At 61.5% G+C, this 19,619-nt stretch carries 22 protein-coding genes and 1 pseudogene; 11 read left to right on the top strand and 12 right to left on the bottom strand.

The window, feature by feature from the left end; all coding sequences use genetic code 11:
- Positions 1-14 precede the first annotated feature (14 nt).
- Positions 15-350, bottom strand: a pseudogene (locus RTI28_RS30480) (integrase).
- A 209-nt stretch (positions 351-559) separates the two neighbouring features.
- Here RTI28_RS30480 and RTI28_RS23300 point away from each other — a divergent pair.
- The 4 genes from RTI28_RS23300 (at position 560) to RTI28_RS23285 (ending at position 4,171) form a co-directional block, all read left to right on the top strand.
- Positions 560-853, top strand: a complete 294-nt coding sequence (locus RTI28_RS23300) for a hypothetical protein (protein WP_316922643.1) — start codon at positions 560-562, stop codon at positions 851-853.
- 186 nt (positions 854-1,039) lie between these two features.
- Positions 1,040-1,618, top strand: coding sequence for an NYN domain-containing protein (locus RTI28_RS23295; protein WP_316922642.1), 579 nt, complete (start codon positions 1,040-1,042; stop codon positions 1,616-1,618).
- 461 nt (positions 1,619-2,079) lie between these two features.
- Positions 2,080-2,970 carry a hypothetical protein gene (locus RTI28_RS23290; protein WP_316922641.1) on the top strand — a complete coding sequence of 297 codons (891 nt, stop codon included), beginning with the start codon at positions 2,080-2,082 and terminating at the stop codon, positions 2,968-2,970.
- Between the two features lie 517 nt (positions 2,971-3,487).
- Positions 3,488-4,171: a hypothetical protein gene (locus RTI28_RS23285; protein WP_316922640.1), complete on the top strand. Its 684-nt coding sequence runs from the start codon at positions 3,488-3,490 to the stop codon at positions 4,169-4,171.
- A 59-nt stretch (positions 4,172-4,230) separates the two neighbouring features.
- Here RTI28_RS23285 and RTI28_RS23280 read toward each other — a convergent pair whose 3' ends face one another.
- The 8 genes from RTI28_RS23280 to RTI28_RS23245 all read right to left on the bottom strand — a co-directional run bounded on the left by RTI28_RS23280 (position 4,231) and on the right by RTI28_RS23245 (position 12,250).
- Entirely contained in the window at positions 4,231-4,803 is a 573-nt protein-coding gene (locus RTI28_RS23280) for a TetR/AcrR family transcriptional regulator (RefSeq protein WP_316922639.1), read from the bottom strand.
- Between the two features lie 106 nt (positions 4,804-4,909).
- Positions 4,910-5,620, bottom strand: coding sequence for an SDR family oxidoreductase (locus tag RTI28_RS23275; RefSeq protein ID WP_316922638.1), 711 nt, complete (start codon positions 5,618-5,620; stop codon positions 4,910-4,912).
- Entirely contained in the window at positions 5,607-5,927 is a 321-nt protein-coding gene (locus tag RTI28_RS23270; protein ID WP_316922637.1) for a Dabb family protein, read from the bottom strand. Before RTI28_RS23270 ends, RTI28_RS23275 begins: the two co-directional genes overlap by 14 nt.
- Positions 5,920-6,792 carry a sugar transporter gene (locus RTI28_RS23265; protein ID WP_316922636.1) on the bottom strand — a complete coding sequence of 291 codons (873 nt, stop codon included), beginning with the start codon at positions 6,790-6,792 and terminating at the stop codon, positions 5,920-5,922. Before RTI28_RS23265 ends, RTI28_RS23270 begins: the two co-directional genes overlap by 8 nt.
- A 10-nt stretch (positions 6,793-6,802) precedes the next feature.
- Positions 6,803-8,524, bottom strand: coding sequence for a thiamine pyrophosphate-binding protein (locus RTI28_RS23260; protein WP_316922635.1), 1,722 nt, complete (start codon positions 8,522-8,524; stop codon positions 6,803-6,805).
- Positions 8,521-9,714 (bottom strand): enolase C-terminal domain-like protein, encoded by a 1,194-nt coding sequence (locus RTI28_RS23255; protein ID WP_316922634.1) that lies wholly within the window; start codon positions 9,712-9,714, stop codon positions 8,521-8,523. Before RTI28_RS23255 ends, RTI28_RS23260 begins: the two co-directional genes overlap by 4 nt.
- Positions 9,701-10,579, bottom strand: a complete 879-nt coding sequence (locus tag RTI28_RS23250) for an alpha/beta hydrolase (RefSeq protein ID WP_316922633.1) — start codon at positions 10,577-10,579, stop codon at positions 9,701-9,703. The genes RTI28_RS23255 and RTI28_RS23250 overlap by 14 nt, the downstream gene beginning before the upstream one ends.
- Before the next feature lie 15 nt (positions 10,580-10,594).
- Positions 10,595-12,250, bottom strand: coding sequence for a GH3 auxin-responsive promoter family protein (locus RTI28_RS23245; protein ID WP_316922632.1), 1,656 nt, complete (start codon positions 12,248-12,250; stop codon positions 10,595-10,597).
- Between the two features lie 314 nt (positions 12,251-12,564).
- Between RTI28_RS23245 and RTI28_RS23240 the strand changes: the two genes are divergently transcribed.
- The 5 genes from RTI28_RS23240 to RTI28_RS23220 all read left to right on the top strand — a co-directional run bounded on the left by RTI28_RS23240 (position 12,565) and on the right by RTI28_RS23220 (position 17,438).
- On the top strand, positions 12,565-13,551 hold the full coding sequence (locus tag RTI28_RS23240; protein WP_316922631.1) for an aldo/keto reductase: 987 nt from the start codon (positions 12,565-12,567) through the stop codon (positions 13,549-13,551).
- A 20-nt stretch (positions 13,552-13,571) separates the two neighbouring features.
- A complete protein-coding gene (locus tag RTI28_RS23235) occupies positions 13,572-14,729 on the top strand; it encodes a hypothetical protein (protein WP_316922630.1) in 1,158 nt (385 codons plus the stop codon).
- 11 nt (positions 14,730-14,740) lie between these two features.
- Positions 14,741-16,120 carry an MFS transporter gene (locus RTI28_RS23230; RefSeq protein ID WP_316922629.1) on the top strand — a complete coding sequence of 460 codons (1,380 nt, stop codon included), beginning with the start codon at positions 14,741-14,743 and terminating at the stop codon, positions 16,118-16,120.
- 40 nt (positions 16,121-16,160) lie between these two features.
- Positions 16,161-16,991 carry a phytanoyl-CoA dioxygenase family protein gene (locus RTI28_RS23225; RefSeq protein ID WP_316922628.1) on the top strand — a complete coding sequence of 277 codons (831 nt, stop codon included), beginning with the start codon at positions 16,161-16,163 and terminating at the stop codon, positions 16,989-16,991.
- A gap of 63 nt (positions 16,992-17,054) precedes the next feature.
- On the top strand, positions 17,055-17,438 hold the full coding sequence (locus RTI28_RS23220) for a hypothetical protein (RefSeq protein WP_316922627.1): 384 nt from the start codon (positions 17,055-17,057) through the stop codon (positions 17,436-17,438).
- 134 nt (positions 17,439-17,572) lie between these two features.
- Here RTI28_RS23220 and RTI28_RS23215 read toward each other — a convergent pair whose 3' ends face one another.
- Positions 17,573-17,857, bottom strand: a complete 285-nt coding sequence (locus RTI28_RS23215) for a hypothetical protein (protein WP_316922626.1) — start codon at positions 17,855-17,857, stop codon at positions 17,573-17,575.
- 205 nt (positions 17,858-18,062) lie between these two features.
- Between RTI28_RS23215 and RTI28_RS23210 the strand changes: the two genes are divergently transcribed.
- Both RTI28_RS23210 and RTI28_RS23205 read left to right on the top strand, forming a co-directional pair.
- Positions 18,063-18,539, top strand: coding sequence for a GNAT family N-acetyltransferase (locus tag RTI28_RS23210; RefSeq protein ID WP_316922625.1), 477 nt, complete (start codon positions 18,063-18,065; stop codon positions 18,537-18,539).
- A gap of 69 nt (positions 18,540-18,608) precedes the next feature.
- On the top strand, positions 18,609-18,785 hold the full coding sequence (locus RTI28_RS23205; RefSeq protein WP_316922624.1) for a hypothetical protein: 177 nt from the start codon (positions 18,609-18,611) through the stop codon (positions 18,783-18,785).
- Positions 18,786-18,798: 13 nt separating this feature from the next.
- Here the strand turns inward: RTI28_RS23205 and RTI28_RS23200 are convergent, their stop codons facing one another.
- Positions 18,799-19,026, bottom strand: coding sequence for a hypothetical protein (locus tag RTI28_RS23200; RefSeq protein ID WP_316922623.1), 228 nt, complete (start codon positions 19,024-19,026; stop codon positions 18,799-18,801).
- A gap of 86 nt (positions 19,027-19,112) precedes the next feature.
- Complete coding sequence (locus RTI28_RS23195) at positions 19,113-19,610, bottom strand: DUF3016 domain-containing protein (protein WP_316922622.1); 498 nt, start codon at positions 19,608-19,610, stop codon at positions 19,113-19,115.
- Between the last annotated feature and the right edge of the window lie 9 nt (positions 19,611-19,619).

Genomic DNA, 19,619 nt, shown 5'->3' with positions numbered 1-19,619 from the left:
TTCCAGAGGTGTATTTAGGCCCTCTCGTCGGACCCATTTCGGGCCAGTTCGACGCGGGGCGGCAGCTTCTCCAGCTCCCTCCAGTCCGAGGAGGAGCTGATCCATTTCGCGTAGGTAGAGAGCAACATCTCGACGCGATGGCCAGACTGGTGCGCGATGAACGCGGGGTTCATCCCAGGCCTCAGGCACATGCTTGCGTAGGTGTGGCGGGTGTCGTACTGACGGCGTTCACGGATGTTCAGCGCCTAGAGCGCCGGTTTGAAGGGGCGGATTGTAACACCTGGCTCGTTGATCCACAGCCCATCTTTGAGCACAAAAGGGCTGACCACGTAGATCCACCTGGACGTCATGCGCGTATCAATGGTCGCCAGATTGGCATGAGGGCTTGTTCTTCGATTGGATGAACGCCGCGGACAGTTGAGTCTCTGTATCGCGACCTGACTTGCACGTTGGTGGTAGGTGCTACAGGACTTGGACTCCGGCAGTTTGATTCAGTTCTCAAAACACGCTGCTTCGATTGCCGGATTTTGCACATCCACCAAAGTAGCAGGAGAACTATATGAGGATCCGCGGCGATATCTTCTGGACTTGGGCTGACCCGGCGTTTCAACACCGGTCTCATGAGGAAAACCTGGCTAACGGACCCTGCGTTGATGTCCAGGTGCGACTGTCGCGAACAGGCAACACGCAGATGTTCATCGGTGTGTATTCGTCATCGGGGATGACTGGGCATGAAGAGGTATTCGACTCTCGACGAGGTGAGTCCATGACCAGAGCGCTGTCATGGGGTGTTGGTCGTGCCGATGAATTACCGAAGAGGGACCCGGTGTTGCGGCTGGTTTCGCAGCCTTGAAGTAGAGGGTAGAGAGGTTAATAGTAGAAAGAGTATGGATATACCCAGACGTAGTTGCCGATGAGCACTGCGGAGCTCCGGTATGGTTTTCGGGGCCTCGTGAGGTTGAAATGCGCCTGTATGGACAGTGATGATGTCGTTTTGATATCTTTCGTATTTGGACTCATCACATAAGGAGTGCTCATCATGGGTGCAGCTTTATTTGTCGACGGTGGCTACGCTATCAAGGCTTGGGGCAGTGTCGCTGGCGGCGCCAAGATGGATTACCTCAAATTTCGAACGTTCATCGAAGATGAAGCTGGTGAGAAACTTGGGGATGCTTATTACTTTAACTGCGATAACGACCCACCAAACGCTGCACAGAACGGCTTTCACAATTTCCTCCGTTCTGCCCCCCCGCGAGGCGCTGGGATGCGCGTGAAGCTCTACTGGCTTCAAACCAAGCACCATGAGTGGCCTAGCCATATGGGAGGCGGAGCTATTGTTCACCCTGAAACCGGTGAGCAGTATGTGACCAAGGCTCAAAAAGCAGTTGATGTCGGGCTCGCGTTTCACCTGATGAGGTCATTCAGCAAAGTTAAGTGGGATCGACTCTATCTAGTGGCCGGAGATGGTGACTTTCATGAGGTTGTTCAGCACTTGGTCGAAAATGAAGGTGTGCATGTAACACTTGTCGGCAACTCCAGTTCCATTAGTAGCGAACTCGCTCCGTTCGTTCAGATTATCGAGTTTGATTCTATTGTTGATAAGCTCCAAAAAGACTAACTTTCCTGCCTGAATCACCAGTGTCCCAATCGCTGAGACCGGCGAGCAGGTCGATTTTTGTCATGAGGGCCCATAACTGGATGGGCTGGAGTCAACCGACCACTACAAGGAGGGGTGTTTCATGGAGTTTTTCATTTGCAGGAGTGACGCGAGATGTCTCCCTGCGCTTGGTGACTGTACGGAGTTGTGCTGTGGGGGCCATTACCGAATATCCGGAACTCTTACTGGCGAGCTGGCGATCAATCGCCATCGCTTGGATGTCGAGCGGACCAGGCCATGGCTGGAGCTAAACAGGGTTACCAACCCAGCATCACTGATCACGTCGCCTACTGCAATTTACGGATAGGCAGCACTGGCTGCCGGTAGGTAATCCAGTCAGCCAACCTTCAGCGCCTTGCCTTGGCATTGATGATAGGGCGTCCATTCTTATCTCCCAATACGTCCAAACCTGCAGATATCAGATGAGCAAATATGCACCCTTCGCAGATTTTTTACGCAGCCAGACAGCGGATGCCATTGAAATAACATTTGCTGAGCTCGCTGCTCTCGTCAACGGATTACCTGCCAGTGCATGGAATCATGGCGCTTGGTGGGCTAACTCTAGTCTTGGGGATTCGCATACCTGGGCCCATCAGTGGGCGGCAGCCGGCTGGAAGTGCATATCGGCGGACAGAGAGCGGGGGGTGGCCATCTTTCAGCGCCTCAATGAATCACCTGTCGGCCGCCTTCCTGCTCTCGAGCTTCGCAAGATTACGTCTGAGCACATTTGGAGTGCCGTGCAAGCCTTATTGGAAGGAGCAACTGCAGAAGGATTCGCTCCATCGACTGATTACGATTTGATCGTTGATGGCGGAGTTCGGCTGGCCCCAAAGCAGGTCTTCGGTCTCGCCGCCACATCAGCTCTTGGGCTTCATATCACACCGGCTCATTTCACTGCTGGTCGCGATACAGTTTGCTTTGAGTTGCTTGAGGAGGCCGGCTATCGAATTGTTCCAAAAGACGAATGTGTGCCAGTGCCGGATTTATCAATTGAAGCGGAAGAGTTGCAATGGGCCGAGGGTAATCCAAGACTTGTCACACATCTTCGTAAAGAGCGCTCGCCGGGTCTAGCAAAGGCAAAAAAGGCTGCATTCATCAGGCAGTACGGACGCTTGTACTGCGAGAGTTGTCAGCTCGATCCTGCGCATACCTATGGGGAACACGGCACGGCATGCATAGAGGTCCATCACTATAAAACTCAAGTCGCACAGATGGAGAAGGGCCATTCCACCTCTCTCGATGACCTCCGGTGTCTATGCGCCAACTGCCATCGGGTCGAGCATCGTCGATTACGCCAGCTTGACCCGGTGTAAGTCGCTGCGGATCGATTGAAAGCGCGGACCGGGACCGTACAGTTTTCTATTACGTGTGCTTGCTGAACCATCAGGGCTAGCGTTTCACCGCTTTTTTAATCTCGGTCTAGGTCATCAAATCAGAAAGCCGGCTGTCTTGGGCGGTAGTGATTTTTAGGCGAAGAACCTTCTCCCCGAGCAGCGCTGCTTTTTTCCGTCGACGGGCGTCCCGCTCTCGTTGATCCCTCGCCATGCGGCATCTCCTGCAATCCGCTTGGCGCAATATGAACGTGCAACTGCCGCCGACGCTGCTGCGTGATCTTCTGGATGCGTCTCATGGGGGGCACACCTCGATGGCGTCTTCTTCGTCGAATCTGACGGCATAACCACCAGTAGACGCCTGTTTCCCCGGTATACGCGCCTAAACCGACCAGTGGATGCGGCCATGGGCACGGGAATTTAATCCTCGTGCGAAAAGAGGGGGGTGAGAACGCAGCTAGAATGCCTATGGGCGGGTTGCCAAGCAGGAGCACATGAAATGAACCAGATCCGGGTCGCCTTTGTGTGTGGATGCATTGGGCTGGCTACAGCAACGGTGCAAGCAGAGCCTCTATGCGATTGCAGCAAGATCGTTGGTCAGTGTACGGCGTCGATAAACTTGAAGTCGGTCTCCGGTTCAAAACCGTCATTCATGGCCAACTATACGATTACCTCCAGCACTGCAAGTTGCTCGAAGGTTTCCTACTTTATCGATGGCACTCCCTATTTCAATGTATTGGCCGGAACGAACAAAACGGATGAAAGTACCTTTGGCACTGAGCCGATCAGCATGAAGAGCTTTTCAGGTGTGAAATGCGAAGTGTGCCAGGGCCAGGCATCTCAAGCCGGCGCGGGGTCGCAGGGAGCCGCCGGCGTCAAGCCTGATGCTTCGGCTCAAGGACGCGAGCGATACAACGGTAGTTGGCGTACTGACCTGTATGTCCTGACCATCAGCAATGCGCAGGCAAGTCCGGCGGTGATTTATCAGTTCGACAGGGTCAGCACCAATACTCAGGGCTCGGCGGATGAAGAGCGATTCGAAGGCGATACGCTGGTGTTTTCCTGGGTGATGGGGATGTTTGGTCGCAACAGCTGTCGCTTCAATTTGACGGGGCAGAACTCCGCAGTCGCCAGGTGTGGCAACTTCATGGGCACCCACACGAAGGAATTTACCCGCATGTAAGTAGCGAGGCCGCCTTCATCATCGAACGGTCCCAGGCAACCCCAATGGCTTTAAACCGCTCAACGAATCTGTTTACCAATATTGAACCGCAGCAGCATCAACGCCGCATCGCATGCGTCCCCCGCGAAGTGACTCTCGCCAAACGCCTGTGCGTTCACCGTGGCTCCGTCCAGCAGCATCATGATGTAGGTCGCGAGGGTATTGGCGGTTTCCTGGGTGTGGTGACGGGCAATCACTTCTTCTATAAGCCCGTGCATCTTGCGCTTGTAGTCGAGGGCAATCTCGCGAATGTCCGAATGGTCCGGAAACTCGGCGACCGCGCGACCGAACAGGCAGCCGGCGAAGTTGGTGGAACAGAACCACTGACCGCGCCAGTCGAAGAGCGAGATGATCTTTTCATCCAGGCTGGGCTTTTCTTCCATGCGCGTCTTCAACTGCTGGATCAAGTGGTCGGAACGCTGCCTGAGCACTGTTTTCACCAGGTCTTCCTTGCCGCTGAAATTACGGTACATGGTCATCCTGGCGACACCCGACGCTTCAATGATCCAGTCGACGCCCACGGGACGAAAGCCGTGTTGGGAAAACAGGCTGGTGGCAGTGTCGACGACATGCTGCTTCTTCGATACCGACAACTCGGAACTCCAGATTCGGGAAGTGAATGGGCGAAAACCGTAACATTTTGAGGTAGACCAGTCTATCTCAGTCGCTGTGCGGTGTTTCGCCCGGTTCTTGTCGCAATTACGTGAGTGTGACGGTATCGCCGCCGTCCACGGCCAGCACCGTGCCGCTGATCATCGGGTTGCTGGCCAGCAGCAGGGCGGCCGAGGCGATGTCCTCCGGTCGGGCAATGCGCTTGACCGGGAGCAACTGGCTGCGCTGGCGCATTTTCTCGACGAGTGCTTCGGCGTGCAGGCCGGTATCGACAAACCCGGGAGACAGCACATTGACCCGTACCGGCGACAGTTCACTGGCCAGGCCCCGGGCAAAGCCCTCGATGCAGGCGTTCACGGCACTGATCAAGGCGGTCTGCGGGCCGGCGCGCTGGGCGAAGCGGCCCGAGACCAGGGTCAATGAGCCCTGTTCGTTGAACGAGGCCAGCCGGGCGATGTGGTAGGCCGCCCAGAACTTGCTGTCGAAGATGCGTTGCGCATCCACCAGGGAAACGCTGTGCAGCGGGCCGAAGGTCAGCGAGGCGGCAGTGACGACGATGTGGTCCCAGCGCGTGGGGCGGGCAAAGAAGCGCTCCAGTTGCTCCGGACGGGTGACGTCCAGTGGCTCGGTGGCAACGGCCGGGTCGATATCCCGTGCCGCCAGGCTCAGGCGCTCGGCGCTTCGGCCGGCCAGGGTGACGCTGGCACCTTGCTGGTGAAACAGCCTGGCAATGGCGAAACCGATGCCGGCGGAGCCGCCGATGACCAGAACCTGGGTGGTGGGTTCAAACGCTGGCATGACGGTCTTGCTCCTGTGGCCGGGGAGTGGGGTGCGGATAGTCGAAGATCAGCATCTCGCACAGCGCGCGCAGGCGCGGGCGGAATGCGGCGTGCAGGGGGTGTTCGCGCCAGTCCGGGAGCACTGATGCATCGGTGAATGTCAGGATGAAGCCCTGGTCATAGCCCAGCGAACGGTCGCCGCTGTCGGCGATGATCTCCACCGAGACCAGTCCGGGCACCTGTGCCGGAAAAGCGTGGAGTTCCTGCAGCAGCGTCGACAAGGCGGCGGCGTCGGGGCTTTTCAGCAAGACGATGCGTTTATACATGGCGGTTCTCCCATTCGATCAGGTTGCTCAGGCGTGGACCGCCGTCGAAATCACAGACCACGGTGTCACCATGGCTGAGGTGAATGCCGGCGTCGGCGCTGTTGCGATCGGCGCCCATATAGAGGTAGATCAGCGTGCCGGGCAGGCGCAGCGAGGGGTGCTGCCAGAGGGTGTCGAACAGAGCGTTGGCGTCGTAGCTGAGGCAGGACAGGCCGGTGTTGAAATCCTGTTGCCAGTGCAGATCGCCAGCGCGGTAGATGGAGGTCCTGCCCTTGATCAGCTCGGGCAGGGGCTGCCAGTAGAACAGGTGGGAAATGGCGCTGGGCTGCAGCTTGGCGTAGGCCAGGTAATTGCGCTTGGATCGGGCCAGCTCGATATCGGTCAGGTCGTTGCCGAAGGTGTAGCCCAGGTAGCCAGGCTGGCCGTTGGCGTCCACCAGAAACAGCGCCACCACCTCCGCTTCCTCGCACGCCGACAGGGCACCGCGACTCATGCGCAGCACCTCGCCGCTGCGCTTGAGGGTGTCGGCAAAACCCTTGATGAAAAAGGCCGGTCGCTCGTCGTCTTGCGGCGGTGTCGCGATCTTGCTCTGGTGGGTCAGGCCGAAGCCGCAGACCACGCCCTGGCGCGGGTCCGCCGGCAGCAGGCAGGGCAGCAGCTCGAAACCCGCCAGGTCGGTGACGGTCAAGGGTGCCGGGATATGTTCGCGCAGGAACTCCAGGGGGCCACCCGGGTACTTGCCCGCGGCGGTGTCACGCAGCAAGGCGTGCAGGCTGGGTACCGGATACAGGGTGAATTGCCCGGCGCCGCCGGGGCTGGCCACGTAGCGCTGGCCGTCGCGCGCGCATTCAAAAATGATCGACATTGGACAGCTCCTAAAGCGTCTTGATTTCCAGCAGGGCGGGTTTGCCGTGGGTCTGCATGTAGGCCAGGCAGTCGCTGATCTTTTCCTGGATCGCCGCGGGGTTGTCGGCGCTGCCCGGGCTGTAGAGGTTGAAGGTCTTGGCCAGGGCGACGAAATCCACCTCGTTGTCATGGAAGCTGGTCGCCAGGTTGGACAGGTCGATGGGCCGCTGGCGCAGGTCGGCGATCCGTTCGGCGTGCTGCTTGGAGTTGAGGTAGAGCCGGTTGTTGATCACCAGCACCAGCAACGGAATGTCATAGGCCGACAGGGTCCACAGGGCGCTCGGGGTATAGAGCAGGTCGCCATCCGATTGCAGGTTGATGCACAGGCGGTCAGCGCCCTGGTGGGCAACCGCCGCGCCGATGGCCGCGCCCAGTCCGTAACCGAGCCCGGCGCCACCGCTCATGCCGATGTAGGCCTCGCTGCGCTCGATCGGCCAGAGCTCGCGCACCAGGGTGTCGATGGTCACGCTGCCGGTGTTGGTCAGCACCCAGCGTTGGTGGCCGATGGCTTCATGAATGGCAATCAGCGCCTGGGCGATGGTCAGGCCGTCGGCAGGTTGCGTGACCTGTGCGAGCAGCGCCTGGTGACGGGCCTGTTTGTGTGCGGCGATGCGTTCGAGGCGTGCGTCGATCCGGGCCTGTGCCGAGCGCTCGCGCGACGCGCTGGAGGCCCGGGTCGCCTGGGCGATACGCGCGATGGAGGCGGTGACGTTGGCGTGCAGTACCAGGTCCGCGCACACCAGTTTCTGGCTGTCGGCGACCCAGCTGCTGATCAGCAGCGAGTGGGTGCCCAGGGTCGCGATATACAACCCCGGGTGGGGCTGCTGACCGGAGTGGGCGAGCAGGCCATGCAGGTCCTGGACTTCCAGGGCCAGCAGAAAGTCGCAGTCGCCCAGCAGGTGCGCGTCGTGGTCCTGGAAGACCAGGGGATGGGTGTTGGGCACGTTGTAGCGGCCGTTGCGGGAAATCACCGCGGCCCCCGTGAGGGTGGCGATTTCCAGCAGCTGCGCGGCCTGTTCGTCGTTCAGTGCGGCGTAGTCGACGGTGAGCACCGGGTGCTCGGCGTTCAGCAACCGGGCCATCAGCTCGGCCAGTTGCTGGTCGTCCAGTGCCGACAGGCGTTCCGGGCGTATCGGGCCGCTTGGCAGGGCCAGATGGTCCGCCAGGGGTTCCTCCTGGACGGCGCTGTCGATAGCGACATAGCACGGGGCATGGGGCTCGGCGGCGCAGAGTTTCAACGCGCGCTGCACCGACTCCAGGGTCGCGCCCTGGGACACCGGCATGTCGGTCCATTTGGTATAGCCGGAGAGCAACTTGTCGATGCCCTGGGAGGTATGGATCCAGTCGATCCAGGGGCGGCGCAGCGCCGCGTCGATGGGGCCGTTGCCGCCCAGTACCAGCAGCGGAACCCGGTCGCACCAGGCATTGAAGATGGCCATGCTCGCGTGCTGCAGGCCGATGTTGGCATGCACCAGCACGGCCATGTGCTTGCCGCTGGCCTTGTAGTAACCATGGGCCATGGCCACGGAGATCTCTTCATGGCAGCACATGAGGATGGCCGGTACCGCCGGGTCGGGGTGATGCACCAGCGAATCGTGAATGCCGCGGAACGAGGCGCCGGGGTTGAAGCAGACATACTCGATGTCGTGGGCGATCAGAAGGTCGACAAGCAAATCGGAAAAATACTTCACTGCGCACGCTCCATGTGAAGGGATTCGTTGGGGTATCGCTCGGCATCGATGGCAGTGCGGTAGGGCAGGACACGGGGTGTCAGCCGGCAGCCAAGGCCCGCTTGCGTCGGGACGGGCAGCTCGATCGCGTTGTGCAGTCGATCGATGGCGGGCATCGGCTCGAGCAGGTGGCCGTCGAAGAAACGGTCGTGCTGTCCGGCTTCCACGCCGATGAAGCCGTCACAGGCCGTCAGCAGCGCACGGTGCGCCGCGATCAACGGACCGACTTCGGCAACCTGTACGCCCAGATAGACGGGCAGGCCCCATTGCTGGCACTGCTCGATCATCCTCGCGGTAGTGAGCAGACCGCCGCATTTGGCGATGCGCAGGTTCACCGCATCCAGCGCCTGCTGCTGCCAGGCCTGCTCGAGGCTGGCCGGCGAGCTGACCGACTCGTCCAGCATGATCCTCGCGCCATGCTCGAGACGCGCCTGGCGGTAATCCTCCAGGCTGCCTCTGGGCAAGGGTTCCTCGAACAAGGTCACGCCCAGCTCGGCAAACGGCCGGGCGCTGTCGTGCAGTTGCTGCGGCGACCAGCTCATGTTCGGGTCCACGTACAGCGCCAGGTCCGGTGCCAGCGCCCTGATGCTGTGCAGGCGCTGTCGACTGGCCTGTGCCTCGCCGGCCAGCTTGAGCTTGAGCGAACCCCGTGGCTTGCGCTGTTCGAGGAACGCCTGCACCGGTTGCGACAGGTCAAGCACCTGGGTGATGTTGACCCGGGTGGGCAGGGTCCGGCGTGCCGCCCGGGCTGGCGCGGCAATGCGCAGGAGGAAGTCGGCCAGCGGCAGGTCGGCCTGCTGGGCCAGGGTGTCGAGGATCGCCATCTCCACCAGGCAGCGGGTGTTGTTGCCAACCGCCTGCCCGGACAGCGACGGCAAGCCCTGCTCATAGAGATCGCGACCGCGGTCGACCGGATCGCCGCTGGCCAACGCCCGCGCCAGCTGCGCGAAGTCGATGCGGCGCAGCTCCGCCAGCACCGATTCGCAGTCTTCCGCGGTGACGTAGCGGCGTGGGGCGCATTCGCCGATGCCGGTAAAGCCGCCGCGGCTCCAGCTGAGCACCACGCTGTCCGACGTCTGTCGTCGGTGGGCGCCGTGAACGAACGGGTTGGCCATGGGCTGGCGCACGAGGTACACCTCAGGCTGCGTCATAGGTGTACTGTCCGTTGGCTTTGACGAAATCGGCGGTGAACTGCACCACCTGGCCCATCGCGGGAGTGAAGAACAGGTAGTGCTTGTCCTGGTTCACCAGCAGGGTCGAGCTGTTGCGACACAGCCGCTGGAAGTGGCCGACGCTGCTGCCGACCTCCACCAGCGGGTCCTTGTCGGCGCAGATGAACAGGCTGGGGGCGTCGATGGCCAAGGCATCGCCCGCCAGGTAGACCTGTTCCAGCGCCAGCAGCTTCTTGCGCTCGCGGTGCTGCAGGTGGGTGGTGGCCAGCGCATCGTTGCGGATGAACTCGGCCAGATGGGGGTTGGCGGTAAAGTCATCGGCATCGAGCCCGGAATCCCACAGCTGCGGCCTGTCGTCGAGGGCGATGCTGGCGCGCTCCTGTTCGCTGAGGCGGTCGTGCATCTTGCCCAGCCAGGCCGAACAGATGACCAGGTTGTCGTAGGCCAACTGGCCCTGGGGCCAGCTGGCAATGGCCGCGAGCACCGAGCCCCCCAGGCAGTGGCCGAACAGGCAGAGTTGAACGTCGTCGGGCACTTCGTGGCGAATGTGCTCGATGGCCGCCGCGGCATCGTCGTGCAGCGTGCGCACGTCCGGGAACCTGTGCCGCTGGCCGCTGCTGATGCCGCATCCCTCACGGTCCAGGGCGTAGAACGCGATACCCAGGTTGGCGAAGGCATTGCCGACCGACCACAACCACCCGGCATGGCTCTGCAGTCCATGAAAATACAGGATGGCGCCTTGCGGCCGATGCGGGCGCCAGGAATGCAGCGCGATCCGCCGGTCTGCCCCGGCCAGGTAATGAACCTCACGGGCGATGCTGTGCTGAAACAGATGCATATTCATGAGTGCCTCTCAGGATCAAGGTTGCTGGATGCCCAGAAGGGACAGGTCCGGTTGGAATGGCTTGTATTTGATCTGAAGGGTTTTCCTGGCCGCTTTCTCCTGCTCGATGGCCTGCGAGATCGCGTTGCCCGGTACCGTGATGACCTTGATCTGTCCCAGGCGCTTGCTGCTGCGCTTGGACTCGTACTCGATGTTGATTGTCTGCAGGTGCCCGTCGAGCAACTGGCTGAGGGTCTCCGACTCGCCGCTCGGCGTGTCGCCCGCTTCGATGGCGACGGCGTAGTAGGGCGTTTCGTGCCAGACCGGGGCACACAGATACAGCCCGGCATTGGGGATGCCGCACATCTGCACGGCTTCGTGCAGCTGGGTCTCGGTGATCTTCTCGCCGGTGAATGAATGCATGACGCCGTTGCGCCGGCTGAAGCTGATGCGCGGCACGCCACGGTAGTAGCCGTGCACGCGGTAGATATCGCCGGTATACATGCGAATCATGCCGTTGCCCTGCCACATGACCAGGTGGTATTCCTCGCCTTCCTTGAGCTGGTCCAGGGCAACGGTTTCCGGCTGCAGCCGGTCGCGTACCAGCGCATCCATGTCCACCGTCACCGGGATGAATTCGAAGAAGGCCTGGTCCACCGCCAGTGGCTGGCTGTCCTGGTCATCGTCCACCGGAAGGGTCACCACGCCCTCGGTACCGCAGGACATGAAGGGCAGCACCCTGGCCGGCCCCAGGATGCGCTCCAGCTGGGGCTTGTAGAGCTTGGCGGAGGCCGCCGTCCAGCAGCTGAAGCGCTCCAGGCCCGGCCATACATCGGTCAGCGAAACGCCGTCGCGAGACAGCACGGCCTCGAGCCTGCGCGCGGCAACGGGGTCGGCCGCGCGCAGGTTGGCGCCGGTAAAGGCGCCGTCATGCAGATCGCGCAGCAGGCGTTCGCGGTTTTCCAGCAGGCAGTGATGCAGGGAGAGCAGGGTGCTGGGGTTGATCGAGGTCAGCAGCCTCACATCCTCGCCAAGGGTCCACAGCAGTCGCGCATACATCTTCTGTTCATGGCTGGCGTCGGCAGTCGGGGTGAACCAGGGGGCTTCATACCAGGGCGGGTTCCAGTCACCTGTGCCGACCTGCGGGTGCCGGTTGCTGATGGCCTGGTAGGGCAGCCCTTCGACGTACTCGGTACTCGGGTCGCGCACGGTCTGGGTGTCCAGCGTGGCCCAGGGGTTGGCGTGCAGGGCGGGGTAGTCATGGCCGAAGAACCCCCACATCGCCTGGATCGCCGGGACCCGGTACTGGCGGATCCAGTGCAGGGTGTAGGGGATGCGCTTGGATTGCCCGGTGGTGCCGCTGGTCTTGAGCCAGCGCACGACCGGGCTGCAACTGAGTATCCCGCCTTTCTGCTGACCTTCGCGCACGAGGATTTCGCGGAAGTCCTCATAGGTCATCACCGGGATGTTGGTGTGGGTGATCCTGCCGTTGCAGTGGCTGACCCGGAAGCCATTTTCCTTCCAGAACAGCGACTTGTGGCACACATGAATGATGTCCTCCAGGACGTGCTCCTGCGTCCGGAGAGGTTTGTCGAGCCTTTCCAGATAGCTCGCTTGCGCCTGGGCGCATTCCGCTTTGAAGGTCGGCACCCTTCGCTGCCAGTGGCCGATCCAAGAGTCCATCTTGCCCATGCGTTCGTCCTCGATCTTCAGGGAGTCAAAGAGAGACTGTTATGTCTCTGTTGACGGTGTTTATCCCTCCAGAATTTATGTGTCAAGGTGTTTCAGGTTATTGGATCCAATTATTTGCTGAGATTTGACGGAGCAATGGTTTTTCGTATGTATCAGTTAATTCATTGTTTTAAATGGTATTTATTGTGTTTTTCTGACGGAAAAATCTCATTCACGACGAAAAATATAAAAAATTTTCATGAAACAGTGATTGACGGATGAGCGAGGATTTGAAAAAGATGTAGAACGATCAGTATCACAAGGAGGGCGATTCCATGGTTTCCAGGATCACGTTGGGTACTCAGGGGCTGCGTGTCGGTCGCATCGGACTGGGCTGCATGGGGATGAGTCAGTGGTACGGGGCGACGGATGACGCCGAGTCGGTGCGCACCCTGCATCGCGCACTGGAGTTGGGCGTGGATTTCTTCGACAGCGCCGAGGCGTATGGGCCGTTCACCAACGAGCAGCTGTTGCAGCGCGCCTTCGCCGGGCGCCGGGAGGAGGTGGTGATCGCCACCAAGTTCGGTTTCCGCATCGTCGATGGCCAGATCGTCGGCGTCGACAGCTCTGAAACCAACCTGCAGAAAGTCGTCGAGGCGTCCCTCAAGCGGCTGGGGACGGACTACATCGATGTGCTGTACCAGCACCGGCTCGATCCGAACATTCCCATCGAAGACGTGGTGGGCGCCATGGCGCGCCTGGTCGAGCAGGGCAAAGTGAAATACCTCGGGCTCTGCGAAGTGGGTACGCGCACCATCGAGCGTGCCCATGCAGTCCATCCGCTTTCGGTGATCCAGGGCGAGTACTCGCTGTGGGAGCGCAATGTCGAAGAGGACATCCTGCCGCTGCTGCACAACCTGGGTATCGGCTACGTCGCGTTCTGCCCCTTGGGCCGCGGTTTTTTGACCGGCAAGGCGGCCAGTGCCCGCCATTACGACGCCAATGATTTCCGCCAGCAGGATCCGCGCTTTCGCGAAGAGAATTTCGCCGCCAATACCTTGCTGACCGAATCGATCCTGGCGCTGGCGGCGTCCTGGTCGATGACGCCCGCCCAGTTGGCTCTGGCCTGGCTGCTGACCCGCAGCCAGCACCTGGCGGTCATCCCCGGGACCAAGCGCGTCAGCTACCTGGAAGAAAACGTGGGCGCCGATGCCTGTGTGCTCGATGGCGAGCAGCTCCAGGCAATCGAGGCGCTGCTGGGGCAGTGGGCGGTCGCCGGCGAGCGTTATGAACAGCGAATGATGCAGTTCATCGATCGCTAGGCACGGCAGGGAGGCAGGGTATGCAATTGCACCGTTTGCTGGACGAAACCGAACAGCGGTTCCACCGCAACTTTCTCGATCGCAATGGCAATACGCAGGTGACCACGCTGCTCACGGTACCTGGTTGCGTGAGCGCCTTGCGGGCGCGCAAGGCGTTCGCCCGACTGGTCGCCGACTTCCCGTTCCTGCGGCAGAAGATCGTGCCTTGCGGCGGCGACCGGTATGGGTTCGTCCCGGTACAGGAGCATGTGCAGGCGAGCGCCTGCGCGACACCGGCATCACTGCAGGTCGATGCGTTGCTCAAGCTGGAACTGAACCGCCTGCTGGGAGACGAGGAGGGCTGGCGCGCGCTGCTGGTTGTCGATGCGGCCATCAAGCAGACGCATATCCTGCTGACGCGCAATCACGCCATTTCCGACGGCTACAGTACCGCCAGGCTGGTCGACAGCCTGGTCGGTCATCTCGGGGTGAATCCCGCTGTTGTCGATAGGCGGGCTTCGCGTGCGTTTCATATCCGCCTGGCGCACTGGCGGGCCTCCCCGGTCGATGCGGGCCGGGCCAGTTACGCCGATTTCGTCAGGCTGCAGGTCAGCGCCCAGGCGACGCAACGCATCGAGCAGTTGCGCGCGACGTCGGGGTTCACCACCAATGCCATCTGGGGCGGGGTTCTGGCCCACAGCTATCTCAGGCATGCGGACGTGCCGGCGTTCGACCTGTTCACCGCCTATTCACTGCGTGAGCCGGACAGCGACGGCCAGCCAGTGACCAAGGCCTGCCAGATCGACGTGCGCAAGGCGACCCTGAGTGGCAAGGACTCCGGCCTTGTGGAATGCATCGAGCGCTATGCGCAGGTCGTGGTCGCAGACAAGGCGCGCTTGAGCCTGCATGAGCCTGCGGTTGGCGACGACACCCCGCGACCCGCCCTGGCCTTTACCAACACGGGGCCGCTGGATCGTTTTCTGACCCGGCCGGCTACGGCTGTCCTGGGTTTTTCAACGCTCGTCAATCGCTCCGGCGGCAACTACCACTTCGTCCTGCACCTGGGCCGGCTCAACGGCACCTGGCATGCGGCGCTGGCCTTCAGCTCGCTGAACGTCGAGCGCTCGACGGCGCTCGCGTTCAAGGCGCGGATCGAGGCGACGCTCGACGCACTGCCGGTTGTGCTCAACACCCCATGAGGAATTCAAGAATGGATGCTTCCAGCAATAAAAAACTGACGCTACTCGCGACCTGCCTCGGCTTCGTGGTGGTGTTGCTCGATGTGAGCGTGGTCAACGTGGCCCTCGAAAGTTTCAAGGTCGAGTTCGCCACCGACGTGCTCCAGTTGCAGTGGATCGTCAACGCCTACACCTTGCTGTTCGCCTCGTTCCTGCTCACTGGCGGCGCGCTGGGGGATCGCTTCGGCCACAAGAAGGTTTTCCTCTGGGGCTATGCGGTATTTACCCTGGCCTCCCTCGGCTGCGGCCTGGCGGACAGCCTGCCCTGGCTGATCGGCTTTCGCTCGCTGCAAGGCATCGGTGCCGCGCTCCTGGTGCCGACCTCCCTGGCGCTGGTGCGCATTACCTTCGACGTGCCGGCCGAGCGCAGCAAGGCCATTGCCCTGTGGGCGGGCGTGGCGGGCATTGCCCTGGCGGCCGGCCCGGTGGTGGGCGGGCTGCTGATCGGGGTTTTCGGTTGGCGCAGCATCTTCTTCATCAACCTGCCCATTGGCCTGATCGGGATCGTCCTGTGCCTGGCCAATGCGCCACGCATCCCGGCCAACCGCAACGGCGGCTTCGATCTGTGGGGACAGTTGCTGGCCTTGTTCACCCTGGCCAACCTGACCTATGCGGTCATCGAGCTGGGCCGCGCCAGCGGTGTCGACCTGCGTGTGGCGCTGCATGCCGCGTGCTTTGTCGGCGGGCTGCTGGGGTTTCTCTGGGTCGAGTCGCGCAGCGCCCGGCCGATGGTGCCGCTGGCGGTATTCGGCAATGCCGCATTCAGCCTGGCCTCGATACTGGGGGTGATCGTGAACTTCGTGTTCTACGGGCTGATCTTCGTGTTCAGCATTTTCCTGCAGCAGGTCAATCACTACAGCGTGATCAACACGGGGCTGGCCTTCATTCCCATGACCGGCGTGCTGTTCTTCGGCAATCAACTGGCCGCCCGCTGGCTACCTGCACTGGGTGAGCGGCGCCTGCTGGCGCTGGGGTTGCTCATCGCCTTGCTGGGCGTCGTTGCCTTGATCCCCTTCGTCGGCGGCGCCCCCTACGCCCATATCGCCGTGCAGATGTTCGTGATCGGCTTCGGCATATCCCTGACCGTGCCGACCTTGACCACCACCGCGGTCAACCACGTCAGCAGCGACAAGTCCGGGGTTGCCTCGGCCATCGTCAATGCCTCGCGCCAGGTCGGCGGGCTGGTGGGGGTGGCGATCTTCAGCCTGTTGATCAACGTGGCCGATGCTGCCCAGTTCGGCCACGGTTTCACCGAAGTGATCGTCCTGTCCTCGCTGCTGTTGGCGGTGGGCTGGGCGTTGACGCTCCTGTTGTTGCGCAAGCAACCCCTGGCCGCGCAATCGGCCACCTGAAGCAGTGCTCAATAAACCCTGGAAACAATGGAGATTGAACATGCAAGCAGTCATGAAGACCGACGCCAATTCCGCCTACGCACCGTACTCGCTGGATGCCCGGCAAATCCGGGATTATCGGGCCAACGGCTGGATGAAGCTGGAAAACGTGATCAATGCCGAAACGGTGCAGCTGCTGCTCAACGAGGCCAGGACCCGGATGGGCGAGGTGGCGCGCACGGTGGACCGCAACGACCCCGGCAAGCAGATCGACAATGCCTATCGCTGGTATGCGCGCTGGGACGAGGTTTCAAACACCTGTCCGCAGATCAAGGCGCTGAGTCATTCACCGCAGTTGGCGAGCATCGCTTCGCAACTGGTGGGCGAGGACGTGCGGTTCTATTCCGACCATGTGTTCGCCAAGAATCCGGAAACCGAAGCCGGGGGTGACACCCCCTGGCACCAGGATTTTCCCCATCACCCGCTGGACCGCCAGGGCGCGCTGAATATCTGGATCGCGCTGGTCGACCTGACCCCGGAAATGGGCACCATGCAGTTTCTCAACCGCAGCCATCGGGCGGGCATGCTGGGGCGGTACTTCAATCGCCGCGACAACGTTTCCCTGATCGATGAGCATCCATGGGTGCTGGATGAGTTCGAGATGTCGCCGCCGATTTCCCTCAAGGCCGGCGATGCCACCGTGCATGACATGAACGTCATCCATGCCGCGCCCGCCAACAGCTCCAATACCCCGCGCTGGGTCTATTCGACACTGTGGCTGCCGGTTTCCGCGCGCTACACCGGGGCCTCGAACCATCGCACCGATCCGCTGGGGCTGACCCTCGACATGCCCATGGAGCACCCCAAGTTCCCCGTCATTTCAACCCGCTGATCGAGGCCCGTCCGCCGGCCGGCGCTTGCCGGTCGGCTCTCGATTGCGCCATGGGAGTCGAACATGCCACATGTCTATCTTGAGTACACCGCAGGGGTGGGTGACACCGTCGATTTCAAGGACGCCTGCCAGCGACTGCACCAGGCACTGGTAGAGGTGTCCGGATTGCGCCTGGATCTGGTCAAGACTCGTCTCGTTCGTTACGACGGCTATTTCGTTGGCGATTGCGAGGATCACCAGCAGTTCATCCACCTGAACGTCTCCACGGTGACGGGCAAGGCGGGCGACGACGAGAAGCGCCACACCATCAGCAGCGCCTTGCTTGGCGTGATGGTCGACATCTTCGAACCTGTCCTGCTGCAGCAGAAAGTCGATCTCTCCGTGCAGATCACCGAGGTTCCGGCCAGTGGTTACGTGCGCAGGCGATCGGCGACGTTGGCGCCGTGATCCTCACCTATTGGCTTTGTACCGGCTCGAGCGCCAGCCCCGTCCGGGGGCTGGATCAGCGATCCTGAGCGAAGTCCCGGCTGGGGGGCGGCGGGGATGTCACAAGGCAATGGCGCAACGCGAACGGCTGCTGCTCAATCCAGTTGCTTGACCAGCAGCTGGCTCTCGTTCCAGCGCGCCCGTTCGCTCCACGAGGCGGTGTGGCTGGCCTTGTTCCAGCGCACCTTGCTGATGCCGCTGTCGGCGGCGCGGGCCATGGCCTCGTCGATGCAGCGCAGGCCCACCGTGGTCCCGGCGCAGGTGCCGTCGATCAGCAGCGCGGCTTTCCAGGCCTCCAGCCAGCTCATGCCGTTGCGGTCGGTGACGAAGACTTTCTTCAGGCCATTCTTCACATAGTGGATTTCGTACTTGTCCTGCATGTCCCTTCCCTGGGGCGGAATCCGTCAAATGCGAAACATTATCATCGATGGGCTGGCAAGGACATCCGCACAAAGTCTGGCTTTACCTTGGCGCAGCCTGTGCCAGAGCGTTTGCAGGGCAAAACCGGGTGCGTTTACAGCCTGGACCCAGTGTAGTTAACTGTTCGGCCGTGGCCAGTGGCCACAAGCCCTGAGGTGAATGACCGTGACCCTGAGTTTCCGGCCCGTCCAGACCGCTGATATCCCTGCCATCTGCGGCTTCGCCCAGTCTGCCGACGAGGCGTTCTTCTTCTTTCCCAAGGGCACCTGGCCGGTGACCCCGGAACAATTGGCCGCGGCCATCGCCCAGCGCAGCGATTCCTCGGTGGTGGTCGAAGGTGACGAAGTGCTGGCGTTCGCCAATTTCTACCAATGGGAGCAGGGCGGTGTCTGCTCGCTGGGCAATGTGCTGGTATCGCCCGCCGCCCGTGGGCGGGGCGTGGCACGTTTTCTGGTGGAGCAGATGATCGAGGTCGCCCGGCAACGGCATCAGGCGCGGGAAATGAACGTGTCCTGCTTCAATCACAACACCGCGGGCCTGTTGCTGTATCCGCAACTGGGTTTCCTGCCGTTCGGTATCGTCGAACGCCAGGACCACGCCGGCAGGCGGGTAGCGCTGGTGCAGATGCGCCAGGCGCTGTAGGCGTTGACGGCGCAGGCGCAACGGCCTATACAGGCGCCGTCATTTCGCATCAGCCCGCAGGAAACAACCATGCACGACGAAGACGATCTCCACGAACCCGAGCACGATCATCTGCTCGACCGTGAGTTTCACGACGACGAGGAAGGTGAACAGCATGCCGACCCGATGTTCGACGACGTCGAGGACGAAGAAGACGAGGAGTACGGCCTGGATGTGCTGGACGACGAGGACCACGAAGACTGGTGAGTCGTCGTCCCGCTCAGTGTCGGAAGCGTGGCAGCGGTCGGTCCAGCGACAGCGTGGTGAGGGTGCGTTTCACCAGCACTTCATCGGCTTCCACGGCGCGCAGGCTTTCGCGGATCCTGCCGGCCACGGGCAGGTCGCCCTGGCTGTCGATCCAGTCGGCGATGTCCTTGCAGGCGCTGGCCAGGTTCTCCTGGCGATGGTTGATGAGGGTGAGCAGGGTTTGGATGTCTTTGTCGGACATGACTCGTTCCTCCTGTAAGCGATTTCAGTGTAGCAGCGACCCGACGAACTGGCCGCGTGCCAGCCGTCGGGCTGTCGAGACGGCGTTCACTGCTTCATCAGGTCGCGGAACCAGTCGTTGAGCATGGCCTTTTCCGACCATAGCGAGTCGCTGTTGCCCAGGCGTCCCGGGCGCTGCAGGTAGAACTTGTCGTCGACCCGCGTGTCGGCCTGCTTCACCACCTGTCCGTGTTCCTGCAGGCTGTAGTGCAGATCGATGCTTGGCCAGGTGATATCACGCATGAAACGCACCGAGCTGGCGTTGCGCTGCCAGGGCTCGTAGTGCCCGGCCAGGTCGATGTCGCGAATATCGACGCGCAGGCTCTGGCCGGTACCCAGGTAGCGGTTGCCGAGGGTTTCCAGGTAGACCCGTAGTTGCTTCATCACCTGCTCGTCGGCACCCCGTTGGTAACCATCGCCGCGCAGACTGGCATCGCGGAATTTTTCCGGGTGGATGAAGTTGACCTGGACATTCGTGGTCGCGGCCTGTGCCATGCTGGTAGAGGCCAGCAGACACAAGGTGGCGAGCGTCAGGATCGAGCGCATGATGGACCT

The sequence above is a fragment of the Pseudomonas sp. zfem002 genome, assembly GCF_032621685.1.
GTDB classification, from domain to species: domain Bacteria; phylum Pseudomonadota; class Gammaproteobacteria; order Pseudomonadales; family Pseudomonadaceae; genus Aquipseudomonas; species Aquipseudomonas japonica.
The sequence above is the reverse complement of the archived record's forward strand: the minus strand, read 5'-3'. Positions and strand labels throughout refer to the sequence as shown.

Excerpts from the sequence above, each read along its gene's own strand:
- RTI28_RS23300 (WP_316922643.1), top strand. The coding sequence starts at position 560 with ATGAGGATCCGCGGCGATATCTTCTGGACTTGGGCTGACCCGGCGTTT.
- RTI28_RS23295 (WP_316922642.1), top strand. The coding sequence starts at position 1,040 with ATGGGTGCAGCTTTATTTGTCGACGGTGGCTACGCTATCAAGGCTTGG.
- RTI28_RS23290 (WP_316922641.1), top strand. The coding sequence starts at position 2,080 with ATGAGCAAATATGCACCCTTCGCAGATTTTTTACGCAGCCAGACAGCG.
- RTI28_RS23285 (WP_316922640.1), top strand. The coding sequence starts at position 3,488 with ATGAACCAGATCCGGGTCGCCTTTGTGTGTGGATGCATTGGGCTGGCT.
- RTI28_RS23275 (WP_316922638.1), bottom strand. The coding sequence starts at position 5,620 with ATGCCAGCGTTTGAACCCACCACCCAGGTTCTGGTCATCGGCGGCTCC.
- RTI28_RS23270 (WP_316922637.1), bottom strand. The coding sequence starts at position 5,927 with ATGTATAAACGCATCGTCTTGCTGAAAAGCCCCGACGCCGCCGCCTTG.
- RTI28_RS23265 (WP_316922636.1), bottom strand. The coding sequence starts at position 6,792 with ATGTCGATCATTTTTGAATGCGCGCGCGACGGCCAGCGCTACGTGGCC.
- RTI28_RS23255 (WP_316922634.1), bottom strand. The coding sequence starts at position 9,714 with ATGACGCAGCCTGAGGTGTACCTCGTGCGCCAGCCCATGGCCAACCCG.
- RTI28_RS23250 (WP_316922633.1), bottom strand. The coding sequence starts at position 10,579 with ATGAATATGCATCTGTTTCAGCACAGCATCGCCCGTGAGGTTCATTAC.
- RTI28_RS23245 (WP_316922632.1), bottom strand. The coding sequence starts at position 12,250 with ATGGGCAAGATGGACTCTTGGATCGGCCACTGGCAGCGAAGGGTGCCG.
- RTI28_RS23240 (WP_316922631.1), top strand. The coding sequence starts at position 12,565 with ATGGTTTCCAGGATCACGTTGGGTACTCAGGGGCTGCGTGTCGGTCGC.
- RTI28_RS23235 (WP_316922630.1), top strand. The coding sequence starts at position 13,572 with ATGCAATTGCACCGTTTGCTGGACGAAACCGAACAGCGGTTCCACCGC.
- RTI28_RS23230 (WP_316922629.1), top strand. The coding sequence starts at position 14,741 with ATGGATGCTTCCAGCAATAAAAAACTGACGCTACTCGCGACCTGCCTC.
- RTI28_RS23225 (WP_316922628.1), top strand. The coding sequence starts at position 16,161 with ATGCAAGCAGTCATGAAGACCGACGCCAATTCCGCCTACGCACCGTAC.
- RTI28_RS23220 (WP_316922627.1), top strand. The coding sequence starts at position 17,055 with ATGCCACATGTCTATCTTGAGTACACCGCAGGGGTGGGTGACACCGTC.
- RTI28_RS23215 (WP_316922626.1), bottom strand. The coding sequence starts at position 17,857 with ATGCAGGACAAGTACGAAATCCACTATGTGAAGAATGGCCTGAAGAAA.
- RTI28_RS23205 (WP_316922624.1), top strand. The coding sequence starts at position 18,609 with ATGCACGACGAAGACGATCTCCACGAACCCGAGCACGATCATCTGCTC.
- RTI28_RS23200 (WP_316922623.1), bottom strand. The coding sequence starts at position 19,026 with ATGTCCGACAAAGACATCCAAACCCTGCTCACCCTCATCAACCATCGC.
- RTI28_RS23195 (WP_316922622.1), bottom strand. The coding sequence starts at position 19,610 with ATGCGCTCGATCCTGACGCTCGCCACCTTGTGTCTGCTGGCCTCTACC.